Source organism: Bacteroides sp. 3_1_13, assembly GCF_001185845.1.
GTDB classification, from domain to species: domain Bacteria; phylum Bacteroidota; class Bacteroidia; order Bacteroidales; family Bacteroidaceae; genus Bacteroides; species Bacteroides xylanisolvens.
Genome location: NZ_KQ236955.1, coordinates 2,944,225 through 2,963,934, shown reverse-complemented (window position 1 = coordinate 2,963,934; position 19,710 = coordinate 2,944,225). Strand labels below are relative to the sequence as shown.

Annotated in this window: 13 protein-coding genes and 2 pseudogenes; 6 read left to right on the top strand and 9 right to left on the bottom strand. The window is 43.4% G+C overall.

Annotation, left to right across the window (positions count from 1 at the left end; translation table 11 throughout):
* Positions 1-73 precede the first annotated feature (73 nt).
* Both HMPREF9009_RS10785 and HMPREF9009_RS10780 read left to right on the top strand, forming a co-directional pair.
* On the top strand, positions 74-1,159 hold the full coding sequence (locus tag HMPREF9009_RS10785; protein ID WP_004299471.1) for a PCMD domain-containing protein: 1,086 nt from the start codon (positions 74-76) through the stop codon (positions 1,157-1,159).
* 119 nt (positions 1,160-1,278) lie between these two features.
* Positions 1,279-2,067 carry a porin family protein gene (locus tag HMPREF9009_RS10780; protein ID WP_049702342.1) on the top strand — a complete coding sequence of 263 codons (789 nt, stop codon included), beginning with the start codon at positions 1,279-1,281 and terminating at the stop codon, positions 2,065-2,067.
* 94 nt (positions 2,068-2,161) lie between these two features.
* Here the strand turns inward: HMPREF9009_RS10780 and HMPREF9009_RS10775 are convergent, their stop codons facing one another.
* The gene (locus HMPREF9009_RS10775; protein WP_049702114.1) at positions 2,162-2,728 is read right to left on the bottom strand and encodes a calycin-like domain-containing protein; all 567 of its coding nucleotides are present in this window, start codon (positions 2,726-2,728) and stop codon (positions 2,162-2,164) included.
* 162 nt (positions 2,729-2,890) lie between these two features.
* Between HMPREF9009_RS10775 and aroC the strand changes: the two genes are divergently transcribed.
* Positions 2,891-3,967, top strand: a complete 1,077-nt coding sequence (gene aroC, locus HMPREF9009_RS10770) for a chorismate synthase (RefSeq protein WP_008024813.1) — start codon at positions 2,891-2,893, stop codon at positions 3,965-3,967.
* Positions 3,967-5,331 carry a dipeptidase gene (locus HMPREF9009_RS10765; RefSeq protein ID WP_049702113.1) on the top strand — a complete coding sequence of 455 codons (1,365 nt, stop codon included), beginning with the start codon at positions 3,967-3,969 and terminating at the stop codon, positions 5,329-5,331. Before aroC ends, HMPREF9009_RS10765 begins: the two co-directional genes overlap by 1 nt.
* A gap of 113 nt (positions 5,332-5,444) precedes the next feature.
* On the opposite strand, the gene HMPREF9009_RS10760 is transcribed toward HMPREF9009_RS10765, so the two are convergent.
* Positions 5,445-6,503 carry a linear amide C-N hydrolase gene (locus HMPREF9009_RS10760; RefSeq protein ID WP_008024815.1) on the bottom strand — a complete coding sequence of 353 codons (1,059 nt, stop codon included), beginning with the start codon at positions 6,501-6,503 and terminating at the stop codon, positions 5,445-5,447.
* A gap of 181 nt (positions 6,504-6,684) precedes the next feature.
* Here HMPREF9009_RS10760 and HMPREF9009_RS26310 point away from each other — a divergent pair.
* A pseudogene (locus HMPREF9009_RS26310) lies at positions 6,685-6,828 on the top strand (formylglycine-generating enzyme family protein); the annotation flags it as partial.
* 27 nt (positions 6,829-6,855) lie between these two features.
* On the opposite strand, the gene HMPREF9009_RS10755 reads toward HMPREF9009_RS26310, so the two are convergent.
* Positions 6,856-8,892, bottom strand: coding sequence for a hypothetical protein (locus tag HMPREF9009_RS10755; RefSeq protein WP_049702112.1), 2,037 nt, complete (start codon positions 8,890-8,892; stop codon positions 6,856-6,858).
* A 109-nt stretch (positions 8,893-9,001) separates the two neighbouring features.
* The gene (locus HMPREF9009_RS10750; protein ID WP_008024816.1) at positions 9,002-11,179 is read right to left on the bottom strand and encodes a DNA topoisomerase 3; all 2,178 of its coding nucleotides are present in this window, start codon (positions 11,177-11,179) and stop codon (positions 9,002-9,004) included.
* A gap of 123 nt (positions 11,180-11,302) precedes the next feature.
* Here HMPREF9009_RS10750 and HMPREF9009_RS10745 point away from each other — a divergent pair, with 123 nt between their 5' ends.
* Entirely contained in the window at positions 11,303-12,865 is a 1,563-nt protein-coding gene (locus HMPREF9009_RS10745; protein ID WP_008641128.1) for an ATP-binding protein, read from the top strand.
* A 47-nt stretch (positions 12,866-12,912) separates the two neighbouring features.
* Here HMPREF9009_RS10745 and HMPREF9009_RS10740 read toward each other — a convergent pair.
* The 5 genes and pseudogenes from HMPREF9009_RS10740 to HMPREF9009_RS10720 all read right to left on the bottom strand — a co-directional run bounded on the left by HMPREF9009_RS10740 (position 12,913) and on the right by HMPREF9009_RS10720 (position 19,694).
* Positions 12,913-14,630 (bottom strand): annotated as a pseudogene (locus tag HMPREF9009_RS10740) (ATP-binding protein).
* Between the two features lie 285 nt (positions 14,631-14,915).
* Positions 14,916-15,683, bottom strand: a complete 768-nt coding sequence (locus HMPREF9009_RS10735) for a DNA-binding domain-containing protein (RefSeq protein ID WP_049702111.1) — start codon at positions 15,681-15,683, stop codon at positions 14,916-14,918.
* A gap of 199 nt (positions 15,684-15,882) precedes the next feature.
* Positions 15,883-17,445, bottom strand: a complete 1,563-nt coding sequence (locus HMPREF9009_RS10730) for a BT_3987 domain-containing protein (protein ID WP_049702110.1) — start codon at positions 17,443-17,445, stop codon at positions 15,883-15,885.
* Positions 17,446-17,480: 35 nt separating this feature from the next.
* Positions 17,481-18,779, bottom strand: coding sequence for a DUF1735 and LamG domain-containing protein (locus tag HMPREF9009_RS10725; RefSeq protein WP_049702109.1), 1,299 nt, complete (start codon positions 18,777-18,779; stop codon positions 17,481-17,483).
* Positions 18,780-18,791: 12 nt separating this feature from the next.
* Positions 18,792-19,694: a glycoside hydrolase family 18 gene (locus HMPREF9009_RS10720; protein ID WP_049702108.1), complete on the bottom strand. Its 903-nt coding sequence runs from the start codon at positions 19,692-19,694 to the stop codon at positions 18,792-18,794.
* Between the last annotated feature and the right edge of the window lie 16 nt (positions 19,695-19,710).

Sequence of the window (19,710 nt, the reverse complement as noted above, 5' to 3'; positions counted from 1 at the left end):
TGAACAAATAAAATCTCATATTGTTATAAAACCTCCCATACACCAAACTTTAACAGAAAGAATTGATAGAAAAATGAAAGCAAAACACATAGTTGTTTATTTGCTACTAGCTATTGTTTCCTCTTCATGTATCCGCGAAGAAGCTCTCAATGCAGAAGCAGACATATTAAGTTGTATACTACCGGGAGTAGCCATGACAACCAGTCCTATTATTAACAATAATTCCATAACTATCTTTGTTGGTCCGGGAACTGATATTTCAGAACTCAAGCCTGAATTTACACTGACTCCGGGAGCTGCGATCAGTCCGCTTAGCGGCACGGAACGAAACTTCAATACCCCACAGGAATATACTGTCACAGCTGCCGATGGTGTTTGGAAGAAAATGTATACCGTATCAGTGATCGACACGGAACTTGCCACGAACTATAATTTCGAAGATACACTGGGCGGAAAGAAGTACTATATATTTGTGGAACGCGAAGGAGATAAGGTCGTCATGGAATGGGCCAGCGGAAATGCGGGTTATGCCATGACCGGAGTAGCTAAAACAGCCGATGATTATCCCACTTTCCAAATAACAGACGGAAAAGCCGGCAAATGCCTCTCCTTAGTGACACGCAGTACCGGATTCTTCGGCCAGATAGCAGGAATGCCTATTGCGGCAGGAAATCTGTTTATCGGCTCTTTCGATGTGAATAACGCTATGAGCAATCCTCTGAAAGCAACCAAATTCGGCCTCCCTTTCCGGCATGTACCCACTTATCTGGCAGGTTATTATAAATACAAAGCGGGAGATCAGTTTACAGAAGGAGGAAAGCCAGTGAACGGGAAACGGGACATCTGTGACATATATGCCATCATGTACGAAACCAGCGAATCTGTTCCTACTCTTGACGGAACGAATGCATTCACCAGTCCGAACCTGATTTCAACAGCACGGATTAATAATGCCAAAGAAACGAACGAATGGACTTACTTTAAACTTCCTTTCATCACTCTCCCCGGAAAATTCATTGATAAGGAGAAGCTAAGGGATGGGAAATATAATATAGCCATCGTGTTCACCTCAAGCCTGGAAGGAGATCATTTTAACGGAGCAATCGGAAGTACATTACTGATCGACGAGGCAGAGTTAATCTATCGCTCGGAAAATTAGCGGGATTTCGAAGAAGAATTTCCCATAGCAATACGCTGATAATGCGCTCAAGCAATGTACTCATACAAAACGTGCACATTATCAAACGAACGGAATTAAATAACTTTATAACAATCATAATGATAAGAATCTATCCGTATATATTCAGTTTACTAGCCTGTATAGGAATAGCTCTCCCCGGCTATTCACAGGTAGACCGAAATGAAACACTGATCCGTTCCGCCCTTCACGGACTGGAATATGAAATCAAAGCAGGTTTCAGCATTGGCGGCACAGCCCCGCTTCCCCTTCCGGTAGAAATCCGTTCGATTGACGGATATAACCCGACACTGGCCATCAGCATAGGGGGCGAAGTAACCAAATGGATTGCCGTTCAGAACAAACTCGGAATCATAGTCGGACTCCGGCTCGAAAACAAAGCAATGACCACCGAAGCCACCGTAAAAAATTACAATATGGAAATTCTCGGACAAGGAGGTGAAAGAATCAGCGGAGTATGGACGGGCGGAGTGAAAACCAAAGTACATACCGCCGGACTGACTATACCTCTAATGGCTACCTACAAACTAAGTAACCGATGGAACATCAAAGCCGGACCTTATTTCTCGTATCTGCTTTCAAGAGAATTTTCAGGTCATGTGTACGAAGGATATTTGCGGGAAGATGATCCCACCGGTCCGAAAGTAGAATTTACCGACGGCAAAATTGCAACCTACGATTTCTCGGACGACTTGAGACATTTCCAGTGGGGATTACAGGTGGGAGCCGGATGGCGAGCTTTCAAGCACCTCAATGTGTATGCTGATCTCACCTGGGGATTGAACGATATATTTAAAAGCGATTTTAATACAATCACTTTTGCAATGTATCCTATCTATTTGAATATAGGTTTTGGGTACGCATTTTAAGTCTCACCACAGATTACACAGATTAACACAGATTGATTTATAAGTCATAGACTATCAATATAAATAATCTGTGTAATCTGTGGTGAACAAGAAATTAATTTCCACCAGACTCTGCCACCTGTTTCACTCCGGAGTAGGTCACCTTTACAGTCTGTTGCAATGTAGGCACTTTCACGTTAATGGTCATGTCTGCATTTCCATCTTCTACCGTTCCCGTAACAGTTACAGGACAGGTACCCAAAGCAGCGGCATTTCCCTCAAACGTAAGGTCTTGCTGTCCGGTAAATGTAGACACACCTTCCCCTTTCTTCACTTCACACTTATCAACAACAATATCTCCAAACTTCAGAATCTGTTGATTGATGAACAATTCAAACTCCTTCAATTCAATCTTCACCTCCGTATTGCCGACCTGCGATAGGGTGATAAACTTCTCTATTCCATCTCCTATGACAATTTCCTGGTCAGAACCATCCGGTATCATGGATATATCCAGATTTCCCCAATACGTTCCGACTACATCCGGAGCCGTTATCACAGCTTCCTCTTCAGGAGGATTCCCATTATTCTTGTTATCACTGTCGTCATCGTCACTGCTACAAGCAGCAAAGAAAGTAAGAGAGCAGACCAATGCCAATAAATACAATAGATTCTTTTTCATACGTCTTTGGTTTAGTTATTATAATAAATTTCGTCCCTTATAAACTAAAAAGAAGAAAAAAGGTTCAATATGCTTCCTTTTTCGAAGATATTTCGAGTTCACAACTTTCTTATCGAAAACTTTGTTATATTTGCATATAGTAATTTTAAAAAAGCCACAACTATGTTTAATTCATTTGGCAATATCTTTCGGCTCACAAGTTTCGGTGAGTCTCATGGAAAAGGAGTTGGAGGAGTGATTGACGGATTTCCGGCAGGAATTGTCATCGACGAAGAATTTGTACAACAAGAACTTAATCGTCGCCGTCCGGGACAATCCATTCTTACCACTGCACGTAAAGAAGCTGATAAAGTTGAGTTTCTTTCAGGTATTTTTGAGGGGAAATCCACCGGATGCCCTATTGGTTTTATCGTTTGGAATGAAAACCAACACTCCAATGACTACAACAATCTGAAAAATGTATATCGTCCTTCACACGCTGATTACACGTACACAGTGAAGTACGGAATCCGTGACCACCGTGGCGGCGGACGTTCTTCCGCACGCGAAACGATTTCGCGCGTGGTAGCCGGCGCATTGGCTAAGTTGGCACTTCGTCAACTGGGTATCAATATCACTGCCTATACTTCGCAGGTAGGTCCTATCAAATTGGAGGGCACTTACTCGGATTACGACCTCGATTTGATAGAAACAAACGATGTACGTTGTCCGGACCCGGAAAAAGCAAAAGAAATGGCAGACCTTATATATAAGGTGAAAGGAGAAGGCGACACCATCGGTGGCACACTGACCTGCGTCATCAAAGGATGCCCCATCGGACTTGGACAACCTGTTTTCGGTAAACTTCACGCTGCCTTGGGCAACGCCATGTTAAGTATCAACGCTGCCAAAGCATTTGAATACGGCGAAGGATTCAAGGGATTGAAAATGAAAGGTTCCGAACAGAACGATGTTTTCTATAATAACAACGGACGCATCGAGACACATACCAACCACTCCGGAGGTATCCAGGGAGGATTGAGTAATGGTCAGGATATTTATTTCCGTGTAGTATTCAAACCGATTGCAACGTTGCTGATGGAACAGGAAACCGTCAACATTGATGGTATCGACACCACCCTGAAAGCACGCGGACGCCATGACGCTTGTGTACTGCCCCGTGCCGTGCCTATCGTGGAAGCAATGGCCGCCATGACTATACTTGATTATTACTTACTGGATAAAACGACGCAACTGTAATGAACGAAATTCAGAAATACATAATAGCGCACGAACCGGAAATGATGAATGACTTGTTCAGCCTCATCCGTATCCCCAGCATCAGTGCTCTGCCGGAGCATCACGATGATATGCTGGCTTGTGCGGAACGCTGGGCGCAGTTGTTACTTGAAGCCGGAGCAGATGAAGCATTGGTGATGCCCTCAAAGGGCAATCCGATTGTTTTTGCTCAAAAGATGGTCGATCCGGACGCAAAGACTGTATTGGTTTATGCTCATTACGATGTGATGCCGGCCGAACCGCTGGAGCTTTGGAAAAGCCAGCCGTTCGAACCGGAAATACGGGACGGATATATTTGGGCGCGTGGAGCAGATGACGACAAAGGACAATCATTCATCCAGGTAAAGGCGTTCGAGTATCTGCTTAAAAACGATTTGCTGAAGAATAATGTAAAATTCATCTTCGAAGGTGAAGAAGAAATAGGCTCACCCAGCCTGGAGGCTTTCTGCGAAGAACACAAGGAGTTACTGAAGGCAGATGTCATCCTTGTCTCGGATACGAGTATGCTGGGAGCTGAACTTCCGTCTTTAACAACCGGTCTTCGCGGACTGGCTTATTGGGAAATAGAAGTGACCGGACCGAACCGGGACTTACATTCCGGACATTTCGGCGGTGCGGTGGCTAATCCCATCAACACACTTTGCCAGATTATCAGCAAGGTGACGGATGCTGACGGACGGATTACCGTTCCCGGATTCTATGACGATGTGGAAGAAGTTCCGCAAGCCGAACGGGAAATGATTGCGCATATTCCTTTTGACGAAAAGAAATACAAAGAAGCAATCGGCGTAAAAGAGCTTTTCGGAGAAAAAGGATACAGCACATTGGAACGTAACAGCTGTCGTCCGTCTTTTGACGTATGTGGCATTTGGGGCGGATATACGGGAGAAGGTTCTAAAACCGTACTTCCTTCAAAGGCGTATGCCAAAGTTTCCTGCCGGTTAGTTCCGCATCAGGATCATCATAAGATTTCGCAGATGTTTGCAGAGTATATTTCAAGCATTGCTCCGGAAACTGTTCAGGTGAAAGTAACTCCAATGCATGGAGGACAAGGATACGTATGCCCGATTTCGCTTTCTGCTTATCAGGCTGCCGAAAAAGGCTTTGAAATTGCTTTCGGAAAGAAACCGTTGGCAGTACGCCGTGGTGGTAGTATTCCTATCATTTCTACTTTTGAACAAGTCTTGGGAATCAAAACTGTATTGATGGGATTCGGTTTGGAATCAGACGCCATCCATTCACCAAACGAAAACTTTTCACTGGATATTTTCCGTAAAGGGATAGAGGCAGTCATTGAATTTCATCAAGAATACGCCAGACGATAAAGCGGACAGACAAAAAGTCTAATTATAAACGGTATATAAAAAAGAGCGATGGACAAGTGTTTGATTACAAACCTGTCCACCGCTCTTTTTATATATTTACAGATACCAACAAATTACATGACCGGAGTCTGGAAAAGGAAAGTAAACGATTGACTGTCTTTCAAATCCTTCACTGCATCACCTGCATAAATCTCTCCCTTTGTCAGAGACAATTTCTTAATCCCTGCTTTCGGACTAAAATCAATTTTCTTCAGGTCCAGCCAAAACATATTCGGTGTCAAAGTAGATTCGAAATAATACACTTTATTCTTCTGATCGGAAACGGAACGCCAACGGGTAGAAGAAATATAAGGCTTCTCCGGCGTGTTAATACCAAATGGCACGGAAACATTACGCATCACACTCAATACACTGGGAACTGCAATTTTTGCATCAGCAGTTTGCGGAATGGCATGAATGTAGAAAGAAGCCCTGACAAAGCGGTCACTCGCACGATTTGTTCCCGGTAGCATCTGTAAGCCACCAATTTCTTTCCAATAATCATTAATAGCCAATTGATAGTCATATCGGGGAGAATTTGTCATCACCCGGTATTCTTTCCCTTCGTGAATACTCAATTTTCCATCCAGATATTCCAGTACAGCCGTATTCCCAGTTTCATCGGTTATAGCCAGATGCAAGGTAGATTCCGGCCCTCCATTCGGCATACGGGGAGCATCAATTCGGAAAGTCTCTTTTTTCAGTTCATCCACGGCTTCGCGTACCGTAGCAAAGTTATCGAGTACGTACTGTGTCCAAATACTGATTCCCATTGCCGGACGGGTATCACCGGGAAGAGAGTAAATGGATTCCGGTAAGAAAAGCAGACTCGCCACCAATCCTTTCTCGTTCATTCCATCGCAAGTACCAATATCATATCCTGTGGCAATCACACTTCCGTATTTGGCAGTCCAGTTCACCGTTTTATCCTTGTTATGTCCCGCACGCTGAATACCACGTGGAAACACATAGATATTCGTCATGATATCTTCTTTCCAGTCCATGGTACGCCCCGTTATCACCATCTGATCAGGACCTATGTATACTGCACGCGTACATGCTTCCACAGGCTGTATACTCCCCAAAGAGACGGCAGCCAACACCAATGCAACTCCTACTAATCTTTTCTTCATATTCTTTCTATTTAAATAATTGATACTCTCATTTTATAAATAACAAATATGCCACGATTATTGCCTACAAGAAAGATGATTTTAATGAAAAAAAAGAATTTATTCAGTGAATGAGGAAGTTTTTGGTTTTCGACGCATGATAGTTATCATCGCAGAACTCATTTCTAGCGATAGATATTAAATAAATAAAAAGGATATGCATAAAGTATTACGCGGAGGCAGTTATTACACCTTCGAGAAATACTGTAAAGTCACCAGCCGTTATGGAGTGACCCCACAACGGTGGGATATTGATTACGGGTTGCGGTTAGTAGTGTCTCTCTAACTTATGTATAAATGTTAAGTCGGCTTATTAATCGGCCAATCTATAAAGCTCATATCCTCCCAATGCCAGTATGTAGGGCAGATTATAAATTACATCAGCATCCTTCTCTACCTCCTCGGGATACTTTTGTAGTAATTCGCTGAAAGGCATAATAAGAGGATGTTGCAAAAATACCTTATCCTTCACCTTAGCACGTCTCCAGCCGGCCACCGTACGCTCGGCATTCCATCGGTACTTCTCCATGCGTACTAACAGATACAAAACTTGAGCTGGCAGATCTTCATTGAACATAGATTCGGATATGTGTGCCGGTGAGTGGTCACTCCGTCTGATGCCGTAGCCCAATGTGCGACAAAATACACTATAGGCATCTAGTTGATAGCGGTTAGCCCAACGCAACGGCTCGCTTAGTTTATTCCACAAATACTGCGCCTGGTGGTTCATCAAAATAAAGTCGGCAGAATGGTTACCATAGGATTCATACATCTTCTTCAATACCTCTTTTTGTTTGAGGCTTTCATCAGCATAACAACAATCGTATAAGTAGTTCACATACAAAGCCAGTTTATCTTGCAAGATGTTTTTCTTTATTCCCCTGTCTACCATACCAAACACCTTGACATAGCGATAGCGTCCCTTCTCGTCGTCCACCATCGACGACAAATCATTATTAAACTCCTGACGGATTAGCACACGACACTGATACTGATAAACTTCATGTGGTAAGTTGAGTCCTAATGAAAGACTCAAATCAGGATCATGCACACAAATGGCCACTGTAAGCATACAATGCTTATTTTGTGCCCACTGCTGCAGGCGGGTACGCATAGCAGTACTGCAAATATCATCATGGCAATATTCCACCTCAATATCATCTATTTGGCTCTCTATATAGGGGAATTGAGCTTTGAAGTAGTCTTTCTGTGCCTCCATCTCGCGATCCACTAAAGTGATACGGGTACGTATACGTTCATCTGCAGGCAGACGGTCATCATAATTGGCATAATGGCAGATACGCAATGCTTCGAGTAGCAACGAACGTCCCACTCGGTTGAATCCCACGATAACCAGATGCACATAGTCTTGACTGGTAGCACTCCAACTTCCATCAGGTTGTTGTGTAATGCTTATGGGGCGATAATCCAGCGGATCATAACGCCTTTCACAATCAGCTCCATAAAGGCTCCATAGCTGCCGGGCCAAGTTTTCATGGAGATTAAAGGGCCGAAAGAAAATATTAGGCTTGCCTTCTATACAAAAGACTTCGGGCGGCAGATTCATTTTCTGTATGTTAGAATACGAAGGGATGCTATCAAACTGTACATACACAGGCATCATCTTACCATCATAACATTTACCACGCAGAGTACTTACCAAGTGCACAATAGCTATATTTTTAGCATCGCGCCCGTAACGTTCTTCATCACCCAGCACATATACTTCAATAGCACTCTCTATGTTCAACCGCTGAAGTTCTTCGATCGACTCAATGTTGCCAAAGTAAACAAGCACTTGTCGCTCAACTTCAACAGGCAGAGCCGACTGTATACGATGCCGCACCGTTGCCGACTCTATACCGCTCATCAGCAAGATACGTGCCGAAGGACATTCGTCATACAGTTCACGTATCATATTGATAGACAACTCATTGAACCCGATCAATACATAATGATTTTTTATATTACGGTAGGTCATTCGCCCCGCGTATACCACTCCCACACGCCGCTCTATAATATTAGAGATGGTAGAGATGAGCACACCACCCAATAAAACGGATCCCGAAATGCTGATAAGTCCCACTAATATCCTGTTAGGCCAGGCAGTCTCTTCTATTTGGTTACCGGGATCGACAAAGTTGTTGTACACCGCCCAGAGCCTTTCTCCCCATTCCTCGTGTCCATGCAGTTGGATGGAAAAGAGTATCGCGATAATAAAAAAGATAGCCAGCGCCGTAGCAATGGTAACGAGTAGTAGAGTGAGCTGTGACTTGATACCGCCCGAAATGGTGCGATCTATATACTCTTGCGAGAATATCTTCTTGTAGTAGTTTGCAAAACGGTTCATAGTAGTCCATATAGATTTATGTACAAATATAGTGTATTTTTCTATAAATCAAGTAGTTTTCCACTAAACTATTTCAGCCATACACTTTACCTTGTTACTGTGCAGAAAATTAGAAATTCTTCCGGAAAGTACATCCATTTCTCCATTCCGAACACCCGTAAGCAGTCTTCCCTTTAATGATGGTTCCTTTACCACAAAGTGGACAGGGTTGACCTACAAACGCATCTACCTCACCTGCCGCAGAAGGAGTTGAAGCTGCCATGGCCACCGGAGCAGGAGAACCGGGCGAATCAGTCTTCACTTCATTCGTCGTTTTTTCCGCTTTTGGTTTCTTTTCTTTCGGTGTACTCGGTTTTCGTTCACGCTTTTTAGGTTCTTTCTTCTCTTTCTCTTCGGCTTTTGCAGCAACTGCGTCCTGAATAGTTATGCGTCGATTCGTATTATCAGAAAGTACACTCATTACGATCTCTGAAACCATCTGCTTTAGTTCTTCGAGGAACTGGCGGGCATCGTATGTTTTCTTTTCAATCTCACGCAACTTCTTTTCCCAAATACCTGTCAATTCTGCCGATTTCAATAATTCTTCGTGAATAAGCTGCACCAACTCCACTCCTGTCGGGGTGGCAATCAGGTTCTTTCTTTCCTTACGGATATAATTTCGCTTGAACAACGTCTCAATGATTGCAGCACGGGTAGACGGACGACCGATACCATTCTCTTTCAAAGCATCGCGAAGTTCATCATTGTCCACCAGTTTTCCGGCTGTTTCCATTGCACGAAGCAAGGTTGCTTCAGTATAAGGTCTGGGCGGCTGTGTCCATTTTTCGTTCAGGTCCGGAATATGAGGACCACTTTCCCCCTTCACAAAAGCAGGAAGTACATTTTCATCCTCTTCCTCTTTTTCTTCGGTAGGATCTTTTACTTCCTTGGCAAACACGACACGCCATCCCGGTTCCAGAATTTGTTTTCCAGTTACCCGAAACTCTATCTTATCCACTTCTCCCATCACGGTGGTAGTAGAAATTTTACAGTCCGGATAGAACACGGCTATAAAACGACGGGCTATCAAGTCGTAGACACGACGTTCCATATCCGTCAAGTTTTGAGCATAGACTCCGGTTGGGATAATGGCATGGTGATCCGTCACTTTCGAGTTGTCAAATACCTTTTTTGATTTAAGAAGTGTAGTGCCAGCTAACGGAGCTGTCAAGACTTCGTAATCACGGAGTCCTTTCAGGATAGCAGGACATTTCGGATAAATATCATCGCTCAAGAAAGTGGTATCCACACGCGGATAGGTAGCCACTTTCTTCTCATAAAGAGACTGGATCAGTTTCAGTGTTTCATCGGCCGAATAAGCGAATTTCTTGTTACATTCTACCTGAAGGGAAGTCAAATCGAACAAACGTGGAGCGTATTCCTTCCCGTCTTTCTTGCCGACATTGGTGACTACAAAAGGTAGGTCTTTAATACGTTCTACCAATGCTTCGCCTTCTTCCCGGTTGGCAATAGGGTCGATGCCCGGGTTATCTATTTTCTTTTTTCCGCCGTTCTTTTCCTCTTCCGCGGCAATTTCTTCATCACTTTTGCGAATGAGTGCAGAGAAAGTGGTATTACGATAGTTTGTTTTCAGTTCCCAATATTGTTTGGGTTCAAAATTGGCTATCTCCAATTGACGGTTGACAATCAATGCCAGCGTCGGTGTCTGTACACGACCGATAGAGAGCACCTGTTTGTTTTGACCGTATTTAAGGGTATAAAGACGGGTAGCGTTCATTCCCAACAGCCAATCACCCATCGCACGGGAAAGACCGGCTTCGTAAAGTGATTGAAATTCAGCTTGGTCTTTCAGTTTCGAGAATCCTTCACGAATAGCTTCTTCCGTCAACGAAGAAATCCACAGGCGCTTCACCGGACAGCGTGCGCCAGCTTTTTGCATCACCCAGCGCTGAATCAATTCTCCCTCCTGCCCGGCATCACCGCAGTTGATGATTTCATCCGCATTCTGCATCAGCCACTCTATCACATGAAACTGCTTCTCAATACCCGGATCATGCCCAATCAGCTTGATACCGAAACGTGGCGGAATCATCGGCAGACTGCTCAAGCTCCATGATTTCCAGTTAGGGGTGTATTCATGTGGCTCCTTCAGGGTACAAAGATGCCCGAATGTCCAGGTCACCTGGTATCCGTTTCCTTCTATATATCCTTCTTTTCTGGTATGAGCGCCGAGTACTTCGGCTATATCACGTGCTACAGACGGCTTTTCGGCTATGCAAACTATCATTTTTTCTCTTCTTGTTTTTAAACTATCAATTTGCAAAGTTACACGAATATTTGTCTAAAAGAACAATATCCCACAAAATATGTTACCTTTGCAAGAGTAGAATTCTTATAACAAAGAACAAGTATGATTGATTTAAACCGCAAATTGCCCATCGGAATACAAACTTTCGAGAAAATCCGCAAAGGAAATTATCTGTATGTAGATAAAACCGCCCTTGTCGGAAAAATGGTGTCCACAAGCATCCCCTATTTCCTTAGCCGTCCCCGACGTTTCGGAAAAAGCCTGCTGATTTCCACTTTCGAGGCTTACTTTTTGGGACGCAAGGACTTATTCGAAGGACTAGCCATCTCACAAATGGAAGTTGACTGGCAAGTCTATCCGGTTTTTCATATTGACTTGAATGCACGCAAGTATGATTCTCCGGCAGATCTGATAGCGATGCTCAACCAACATCTGGAAAAATGGGAAGCAATCTACGGAACCGAAAAGCAAGATCGACAACCGGAAGAACGATTCGCCTATATTATAGAACGCGCATGTGTGCAAACCGGAAAGCAAGTAGTCGTATTAGTAGACGAATATGACAAACCTCTTTTGCAAGCTCTGGATAATCTGCCCTTGTTTGAAGAATACCGCAAAATGCTAAAAGCATTCTATGGAGTATTGAAAAGTGCTGACCGCTATCTGCGTTTCGTATTTCTGACAGGTGTTACCAAATTCTCACAAGTCAGTGTATTCAGTGATTTGAATCAACTGAATGATATCAGCATGAAACCGCCTTATGCCACCATTTGCGGCATCACCAAGCAGGAACTGATAGATACATTCACTCCGGAATTGGATAAGCTGGCCTCATACAACCGGATGACACCAGAAGATACAATCCATAAGATGACCTCACTTTACGACGGGTATCATTTCTGTGAATATGCAGAAGGCATGTTCAATCCGTTCAGTGTATTAAATGTGTTCGATGGATATAAATTTGAGAATTACTGGTTTCAGACAGGCACTCCTACTTTCCTTGTCAAGATGCTGATGGATAGCAACTATGACCTGCGAACGCTCATTGACGGAGTGGAAGCAAACGCAGCGTCATTCAACGAGTACCGGGCAGAAAGCAGGAATCCTATTCCGCTGATTTATCAAAGCGGGTATCTGACGATTAAAGAATACGACCCTCGTTTCAAGACTTATCAACTTGCTTTTCCCAATGATGAAGTGAGATATGGCTTTATGAATTTCCTTCTGCCATTCTACTCTAATATTCCCGATAATGAGCAAGATTTCTATATTGGCAAATTTGTCCATGAGTTGGAAAGTGGCAATATCAATGCTTTTCTAACCCGCCTTCAAGCCTTCTTTGCCGATATACCTTACGAACTGAATGACCAGACAGAGCGGCATTACCAGACTGTTTTCTATCTGATATTCAAACTCATGGGACAGTTCACACAAGCAGAAGTACGCAGTGCAAAAGGACGGGCTGATGCAGTTGTCAAAACACCGAAGTATATTTATGTATTCGAATTCAAACTAAATGGCACAGCCGAGCAAGCATTACAGCAAATCGAAGATAAAGGATATCTTATCCCTTATCAGGCAGATGAACGGGAAGTCAAAAAGGTTGGAATAGAATTCAGTACTGACACACGAAATGTCAGTCGATGGCTACCCGAGGAATAAGAGAGTATAATTACTTCTTCCTCATATTTATCTACAAATGATTCATATTAAACCTCCCAACACTTCCACCCTTTGTTGGCACAGATATACACAATGTACGAACGAACATGGTAATTGGGGAATTTTCTTTTTGTATCTGCGGCATAACCTTTCACTTGCTCTACGTGTTCTACCAGCGGTTCGGTGAGCGCAAGCATACGGTCGGCATCTTTGGAACGATAGTATTTAAATTCCACCACGCGATCGTCCGTGTAATAATCCGTGCCGGGATGCCGATCATTTCAAAATCCGAACGACCGACGGAGTTATTTTGTTCGATGGCAAAAGTGTAACAATGGCTCAAATAGCGGGAGACAAGCTCGTAGAAAGAACAACGGATAAAGTTCTCGTTGATCTTATCGAAAACCTGTGCGGGGAATTGTCCCAGATATTGCTCGAAATAGTTCTGCACAAGGGGTTCAAAACTACGATTGGAATCATAAAGTTCATAAACCGGGACGTAACGACTGGCGTTACCTTCGATCTTGTTCAGTTGGTTGTAATAATCCATGTAGATGCTGCGCATGGTCATGTTGGGAAGTACCATGCGGTAAGCACTCTTCAAGGTTGTCATGCCTAAATAGAACAGGCTGACCGGATAGAATTCTTTCTCGAAGAATTTCTTCTTGTTAAATTTGCCGGACAGATCTCTGACGTTGTATGACAATTCACCGCCTATCACCAGGGCATCGAGCATCTCTTTGGCGTTGTCCTGCGAAAGAGTCAGGCGGCGAATCCAGTTGATGTCCGTACGCAGGTTCTCATCGATCAGTTCGGAGGGAATACTTCCGGCATTAGCGGCAAATTTCTTAAAAAAATAAGTTAAGATAGTGGAGTTAAAAAGACGTTCACCGACAGGGCTAAAACGATAACCGTCGTAGTTGTTCACAATAAGCTGCCAGATTTCATCGAAACGTTCTTCGCTTGCACCGGGAGCATATTTATCAAGTACATAGCGCAAGTATGTTTTCGTTTCTTCATAGGTGAAGCCGAGCATATTCAAAAAAACGGGTTTGAATGTGAGGATTTCCGCAATGTTGTACCCGCTGGTCAGGTCGTCCATGATGACAGGCAATACGCCTGTGCAGAAACAAGTGCGAATCGTGCCTTCGCCGATACCCGCTTTGATAACTTTAAAAAAGGTGAGAAGAAAACTATCACTAGTGGTTACTTCCTCATAAAGTGAGTCATTATAGGAAGTAAGCAGTTGATTGGTGAAGTTATCGTATTCGTCAATCAATATATATGCTTTAGGCAATCCATGTGAGCTGATATAACCCAAAAGTTCCTCCAACATCTGCACAGCATTTCCTCGAGTTGTAAACTGAAAATCACCAAACAGGTCTCGGTTATGTTCTACCGTAACTTCCACGGGTCCACAATTCAGGTCATTGAAGTTCTGTACCACCCCTTCCATATCATCCGCCATCACCATAGCCGAGAAGTCATAACGAATCACCAAATATTGATTATGTTCTTCCGTAGGATGTTCGCCAATCCAGGTGCCGCCAAAAAGTTCTTCAAAACGATTCGCTTTCGTACGGTCGTAGTAGTGGGCCAACATGGAGATGAGCAGACTTTTCCCGAAACGACGGGGACGGAGAAAGATGGGAGCATTATAGTCTTCAAGCCCCGGAATGTAATTTGTCTTATCAACATAATAAAAGCCACGTTCACGCATTTCTGCGAAGTCGGCCACTGCGTATGGAATCGTTATTCTTGCCATAATCGTTGATCTTTTCTTTCGGTAAAGACAAAAGTACTAATAAATTAGTACCATAAAAAAGATAATGCGAAAAAGATAAATAAATACCAAGCTCAATTATGGCTATATACATAAGTCTTTGATGAAAAAGAGGGCAAAACAGAGAAAAAGATCAAAGTTATGCATTTATCATGTATAGCCCTATACACGAAGGCTGCACAACTCTATACATGATGCGTGTATAGAGCTATGCAGCCTCTCTGCATAAACCTGGCGGGACATTGCTCCGCCAGGCCAAGAGAACATTTATGCCGCAGGATCGGGCGCCTCTCCTCCGCCGCCTTCGCTACCACCGGAACCGGAGCCGCCTCCTGCATCGGGTTTCGTGCCGACGTAGAAAGTAGCGATAGCGGTTCGGGGTGTCTTCAGGAGCGTGCTTCCTGCATACTGTGTAGTGACGGTGAGGGTATATTCGCCATCGGCCAGACCGGCAGGAACAATGAATGTGAGTTGTGACGGGTTGTTGACGGCCAACATATTGAGGTCGACAGGTGTGGTTTGTTCTTTGCTGTCGGTGATAGTGATGCCGACGGAAGAATCCGTACCTGCAATTTTCAACATACGGCCATTGACTGTGAACGGACGGCCTGCAGTGGCGGTGGCAGGTGAGAATCCGGCAACGTACATCACGCTTTGGCGTTCGCCCAAAATACTGATAGAGGTTTGGGCGATAGCTTCACGCAGTTCTTTGTCTTGGGTGAAGGAGACGTAGACGGAGTTCTTCTCGGGATTCCATTTTCCGCCATCGATAACACCGCGGAGTTGCGCTACGGCGTGGTAAAGACCGGTGTTGACACTATATCCGCTAAGGATGAGATCGCTCACAACACGGTTGTAGAGCTTCACGACGTGCTCGATGGTTTCGGGACGGAGCCCGGTGTCTTCCTTGTGCATCTCGTCGAGGATGTCCTTCAACGAAAGATTACCGGACGATTCGAGCTGACCGATCTTATCGTCTTTGTTGTCGACGGTTACAGTGTTGTCGACTAACCAGATTTTCAATACATTCTTCATGATTCAATTTATTAGTAAAAAAGTTATTTTGTTGTATTCAACTATAAACTACGGACAGATTCGACATCAGCCAGTCCGAGATGACTGATAACTGTTTGATTACGAATTCTGATATACTACTTTATTATCAAAAGAATAAATAATATCCACCAGAAAAGGTTTATGGATTCTCAATATGGAGAATTAGCATCTTAAGCTGTTACCAGTCTTTACGGAAATAAGTATTATCAACATCATTTCCAACTGCACCAGCCTCGTGAGGATGTACAGAGATCTGAACTGACGGATCGATCATCATTTGCATATCAGTCGTAACTCCTATTGTGAGTATCTCCATTCCTCGCACATTATCAGGTATGTCATAAGCAATATACCCTTTGCTTTCATTAAAAACAGACATTCCCGGCACATCGCCTGTACCCATATCCATAACGAAAGACATAAAATTCATATCAGCCGAATAATAGTCAAGATAAAATTTCGTAAAGTCTCGTGTAAAACAAACAAAATCACTTTTTTCCAATCCAGCAAACGGTTTTCGTCCACAAATCATCCATTCAGCTTCAGGTATTTCAAACTTCGTCCAAAAAGGAAGAGAATATTGGTTTATATAACCTGTGTAAGCATAATCAATATATTTTCCAACCTCTATACCACCACACTTTTCTTTATCAAAAAAGAGGGCAGTCGCTTCCCCTTTATCAGCAACCGTTAACATTGTCTCTTTGGATAATGCCTCACGTAAGGCTTTTATTAATTTAGGATAAGTACTAGTATTCTTTATACCATCTATACCATATTCATCACTGTCATCCCAAAGATCAATACCATCCAACTCGTACAACTCCACTGCATTTCTCACTTGTGCTACAAAATTCTCAATCTCACCATCTGTCAAATGACAAAAGCCTATAGTTGAACTATTCTTCACAGTCAGACAAACTTTCATTCCCATTAATTTCAACGGACGAATGTATTTATCCGCATTTTTCAGAACGTGGCTTATGTCCGCATTCAATTTCAGTTCACCTCCTGTACCAACAGTAGCTCTTAATAAGTTTACAACATCAAAAAGTTGAGAAGCTTTACTCATCTCCCAGCTTGCATCTTCCAGCCAATACACAGAGCTTACCAAAGGACTCATCTTTTCAGTGTCAACATATCCTATACAAGTATATCCTTTTCTGGAAGAAGTCAAACGATGCTTTCCATTGGTCCAATTGATACGATAAAGCAACGTTTGATATTTACCATCTTCCTTAATTTTAAGAGGAAGTAGATACTGAGAAGCTCCTAAATTAGAATTACTTGGAACCGGTAACATCCATCCTTTAAGAATTAAAGTCATCTTACCCGATTGCATAGCTCCGGCAGCAATTGTCAGACTACCACCATTGCCCAACTCATAAGCATTATCCGGCAACAATGTGTAATTCGAGTTGGTATATGCTAATTGGAAAGTTTCCACATCGAAATCTTTATCTACCACCACTGTCAAATTCTTCGTTCCCGTAGCGGCTTCTTTCAGTACAACAGACACTTGGTCTGTTACGACCTCATTCTCTTTATCAGTAACTATAAGGAACACCTGTTGATTATCTGTCTGCAACTCGCTGCACAATCTTGGTGAATCACCTATAACCACTTCGGTCGGTTTATCATGCGAAACATCAGGATTGATTACAGCTGCTTCTTCCTCACAAGAAGAAACGCATAAAGACAGCAAGCCCCAAAGCCAGATATATTTTAATATTCGTTTCATATCGTCATTCGTTTTTAGTTTATAACCACTTTGACTTATTTATTCATTATAGGCACTTCCACACCACTGGGCCATAACTCTGCTTCCGTTTTCGGACGTGGCTGTGTATAGGTGTCATTCGTAAAGTATGGAATCATCTTCGCATCATTATGGTGTCCGGTCCGGTCTATAATCGTATTTCCGGTGCCTTCATCAAATTTCCAGTAAGCCTGTAAATCAGATTCGGCTGCCGGGTCATCGATATTATACATATTCTCATAGATTTGCTGTTCGGTACGTGCCACGCTCCATATACGGGCTTCACTAATATCACCGTTTAACTGACGACTTATATCATGAGATTGTCCGTACGAACGTCCGAAATAGAAATTAAAGTCACCACCATTACCTGTGTCATCATCCGCCAGTTTATCCCCCAAACTAATGGTTGTTACATCGCTCTTGCCGTGTCCTTCTTCTCTGCTTTGCAATTTTCCGTTCACATAGAAAGCAATCACCTGCGTATTCAAATCCCACGTCAATGCGATGTGATACCACTCTCCCGCTTGAAGTTGGAGTTTTTTGTCGGCAGTAGGAAATTTACCCACAGGGGTCTGAACCTGCAACTGCTGACGAGGAAAGTCAACATCTCCCAAACGCACACACAAATACTGCTCGATACCCATTATTGAAGAAATATTCGTTTCATCATCAAATTGGTTAATCCGTATGATTGCTTCCATTGTAATAGCTGTCAGATTATTCACTACATCTGCGGTAGGGCTTCCCTTGTCGAATCCCGGAACGGCAACATACACGTTCTTCAGGTTCATTGCCGTAGTGATGGCACTGGAACGACGCACGAGGTAATACATTGTGCGTGAACCGTTCATGATGCCTACCCCTTCGGCTCCTCCTATAGAAAGAGGACAAAGATAGGTAGCATCAATCTCCAGTTCATCGAGTTTCAGAAACTTGATGTGTACTTCTTCGGAGGTAGTCTTCCCTGCCGGAATAGTCACCGCGTCTGTCGACAGCTGGTAATATGCTTCGGGAAGTGCTTCATAGTGAGTATCATTCTTTGCATTATAGGTACTAATCATTGAAGGGTCTACCTTTAGACTGACCTTCACGTCATTCCCCGACGGATAAGTCAAGTTCACGTTAAAGACTTTCGTTTGGCTTGTCACCTTACGGTTAAAAGTGAAAGCCTCCGTATTTTTACTGGCAGCCACATTCAAGTATGCCGAATTATCGAACGGTGACTTTTCGCTGTAATCCGTATTATCACAGGCAACCGGCAGAAATAACAAAACTGCGGCTGCAAAGCACTGATAAAGTTTATGTATTCTCATAGTTTACATCGTTTAGTGAGCCGAAGCAGGATTCAGGAATTGAATACCTCCACGGGTCTGTTTATAAATAATATCAGTATCGTAGTAATCGGTAGAGATATTGTAAATAGCAATACCTCCCAATGGCGTTTCCATATTGAGAGCACCGTAAGCAGCTCCGGCGATGGCATTGCGCGTCACTCCGTTATAGTCGGTCAATGTACCGTCAGGAGTGACAGCCAACAGCAGGCGATCCGGAGCGGCCTTGCCATATCCGGTGGCATAAAATACGGAGGTTTCTATATCATATTCATCGGATGCACCGGAAATATCAAGTACGAAATAGTTGAAAAGGCTGCGCTGCGCTTCCGGCAACAAGGAAGGGGTACCTTCAAAAACTAACAGACACGGTGTCTGTCCCAAAGCATCCAGTAGCGACTTTAACGCCGAGACGTCTACCGCAGAGCCTTCCGAACCGAGGGCAAGCCCGTCAAATGTCCCTGTACGCACTGCCTCAACAGCAGAAGTAATAGAGGTATTCAGTTTATCTTTAGCCGTGCAATCTATATAGTAAAGCACTTTCGTACCATAATCCTCACGTACCAACTTCATATCCTCCCGGTCATATTCGGACAGACGGTCGGCATTACGCATCGTCACTATATCGATACTGTCCGGCAACGCACGGAGAAAGTCCTTCTCACCGGTAGATACTTCCGGAGCATTATCCAACCGGGCATAAACGACAGCATGTTTCGTTGCTTTATATGCGCGAAGATTCTGCGTATATGCCGCATATTCTTGCGGATTCTGTTCCTTAAACCCATTCACCTGACTATCGTGTATTTCCATTTCCGTCCAGTCGTCGCAACTGATGGTGGCAACCGACAGGAAAGTAGTCAGTAGGCATAACTTAAAGATTGATTTATATTTCATAATCTCATTGATTTAA